The 2,562-nt window shown below is 75.1% G+C and carries 3 protein-coding genes; 2 read left to right on the top strand and 1 reads right to left on the bottom strand.

The genetic code is table 11. From position 1 onward, the window contains the following. Positions 1–65: 65 nt before the first annotated feature. Both ACFU7Z_RS38665 and ACFU7Z_RS38660 read left to right on the top strand, forming a co-directional pair. A complete protein-coding gene (locus ACFU7Z_RS38665) occupies positions 66–941 on the top strand; it encodes a GNAT family N-acetyltransferase (RefSeq protein ID WP_049651309.1) in 876 nt (291 codons plus the stop codon). Between the two features lie 78 nt (positions 942–1,019). After that, positions 1,020–1,568, top strand: coding sequence for a GNAT family N-acetyltransferase (locus ACFU7Z_RS38660; protein WP_380782827.1), 549 nt, complete (start codon positions 1,020–1,022; stop codon positions 1,566–1,568). A gap of 37 nt (positions 1,569–1,605) precedes the next feature. Here ACFU7Z_RS38660 and ACFU7Z_RS38655 read toward each other — a convergent pair whose 3' ends face one another. Next, complete coding sequence (locus tag ACFU7Z_RS38655) at positions 1,606–2,523, bottom strand: aminoglycoside phosphotransferase family protein (protein ID WP_380782825.1); 918 nt, start codon at positions 2,521–2,523, stop codon at positions 1,606–1,608. Between the last annotated feature and the right edge of the window lie 39 nt (positions 2,524–2,562).

The following is a 2,562-nucleotide window of genomic DNA, read 5'->3' as shown; positions in this document are numbered from 1 at the left end:
GACGGAGTAGGGTGCGGCCAGAGTCGTCTCAGTGAGGTGCTGTCCCGATGCTCGATCGCGGTGTGATGCTCCCGAGCTCCTTCCAGGCCGCCCGGGCCCTGGCCACCACCCGCGTGCTGGAGCCGCCGGACCTGCCGGAGGCCCTGGAGATCCTCCACCGCGACCCGGTGGCCAACGCCTTCGTCGCGACCAGGGTCGAGGCCGTCGGGCTGGACCCGTGGCGGCTCGGCGGGGAGATGTGGGGCTGGTACGACGGGGACGGCGTGCTGGGCGCGCTCTGCTACGCCGGGGCGAACCTGGTCCTGGTCGACGCCGGGCCGGAAGCGGTCGCGGCGTTCGCGGAACGGGCCCGCCGCCAGGGGCGGCGCTGCTCCTCGATCGTCGGGCCGGCGGCGGCCACGGCGGCCTTCTGGGCGCTGCTGGAGCGCAGTTGGGGCCCGCCCCGGGACGTCCGGGCGCACCAGCCGCTGATGGCGACCTCGGTGCCGTCGGCGGAGATCGCGCCGGATCCGCTGGTGCGGAGGGTGCGGCGCAACGAGGTCGAGACCCTGATGCCGGCCTGCGTGGCGATGTTCACCGAGGAGGTGGGGGTGTCGCCGCTCGCCGGGGACGGAGGGCTCCTCTACCAGGCCCGGGTGGCCGAACTCGTGTCCACCGGACGGTCGTTCGCGCGGTTCGGCGAGGACGGGCAGGTCGTCTTCAAGGCGGAGATCGGGGCGGTGACGGAGGGGGCCTGCCAGATCCAGGGGGTCTGGGTCGCTCCGGAGCACCGGGGGCGGGGGCTCTCCGAGACGGGGATGGCGGCGGTCCTGGAGGTCGCGTTGCGGGAGGTGGCGCCGGTGGTGTCGCTGTACGTCAACGACTTCAACCTGCGGGCCCGGGCCGCGTACCGGCGGGTGGGGTTCCAGGAGGTCGGGGCGTTCATGAGCGTGCTGTTCTGAGCGGCCCGTTCGGGCCGCGCGGGGCGCTGTTGGGATCTTCGGCCGCGCCGCGGGGCCGCTGGTAGTAACGTCCGGAGCATGGATCAGCTGACCGGGGTGACGATCGGGGCCATCGACCTCGCGGACTGGGCGCCGCAGGCGCTGGAGGTCCAGGCGGTGGCGTTCGGGCTGACGCCCGAGGAGGTCGCGGTACGGCTGCACATCGTGGGGCGGCACGCCCAGCAGCCGGGGGTGATCGCGCTCGGGGCGATGAGCGGGGGGCGGCTGGTCGGGTTCGGGTACGGGATGCCCAACCAGCGGGAGCACTGGTGGAGCACGGTGATCGAGCCCTACCTGGCCGCCCGCGGGTACGGGGACTGGCTGGACGGGGTCTTCGCCGTCACCGAACTGCACGTGCTGCCGGAGTTCCAGGGGCAGGGGGTCGGCTCGCGGATCATCCGGACGCTGTGCGAGGGGTCGGGGCTGGAGCGGAGCATCCTCTCGGCGATCGACGCGGAGACGCCGGCGCGGCGGCTCTACCGGGCGCTGGGGTACCGGGACCTGGCGCGGGCGGTGCGGTTCCCGGCGACGGACCGGCTGTACACGGTGATGGGGGCGCCGTTGCCCCTGCGGGGGGCCGGGGGGTAACGGCCTTCGGGGCGGGGGGAGTTGGCGGTCCCGCGGGTCAGAGGGTGTCGGCGAACTCGAGGTAGAGCTCGGCGTCCTCGCGGCGGTCCGCGGTGAGGGCGCGGAGCGCGAGGTCGACGGCGCGGAAGAGGGTCCAGCCGCGGAGGCGGTCCTGGTCGACCTCGAGGGCTTCGGAGAGCCGGCCCAGGCGGCGGCGGACGGCGGCGGGGGCGCCGGGGGAACCGAACAGGGTGTCGGCGCGGTCCAGCGCCAGCCGGGCCAGGTCGTAGGCGCGTTCGCCGGCCAGCGGGCGCGGGTCGACGGCCAGCCAGGGGGCGCGGTCGGCGGCCAGGACGTTGCCGTGGTGGAAGTCGCCGTGCAGGAGGAAGGACTCGTCGGCGGAGCCGGCCAGGCCCCGTGCGGTGTCCAGGGCCTCGGCGATCAGCGGCCGCGCCTCGGCGGCGACGGGGTGGGGGAGTTCCGCGAGACGGGCGGCGGCGTCGACCCGCTGGGAGAGCGCGGGGAACGGGTGGCCCTCGGGGAGCTCCGTCCAGAGGCGGTGCAGCAGGCTGGTGGCCTCCAGCATGGCCTTGGGCTCGGCGAGCGAGCGCAGCGGGATCCCGCCGTGGAGGCGCTCGAGCAGCAGGACGCCCTCGGCGGGGGCGGAGTCGAGCAGGAGGACGGCTCCGCGGCCGGCCCAGTGGGCCAGGGCGGTGTGCTCGTGGACGGTCTCGGGGGTGGGGAAGCCGACCTTGAGGACGGCGGGGGAGAGGTCGTCGCGGTGGACGTACGCGACGAGGCTGAGGCTGCCGCCGGGGTCGAGGACCCGTTCCAGGGTGAGGTTCCAGGCGGCCAGGTGGGCGGCGGTCCTGGCGGGGAGGGCGGCGAGCCAGGGGTGGGCGGCTTCGCCTTGGGTGGCGGTGACGCTGTGCGTCAGCCAGGTGGGGACGGTGATGGTGGGTTCGGCTCCCGACATGGGTCCATTGTGGGGGTTTGGGGTGGGGGGTGGGCTCTC

Origin of the sequence: Kitasatospora sp. NPDC057518 (assembly GCF_042802075.1) — a bacterium.
GTDB lineage: Bacteria > Actinomycetota > Actinomycetes > Streptomycetales > Streptomycetaceae > Kitasatospora.
The sequence above is the reverse complement of the archived record's forward strand: the minus strand, read 5'-3'. Positions and strand labels throughout refer to the sequence as shown.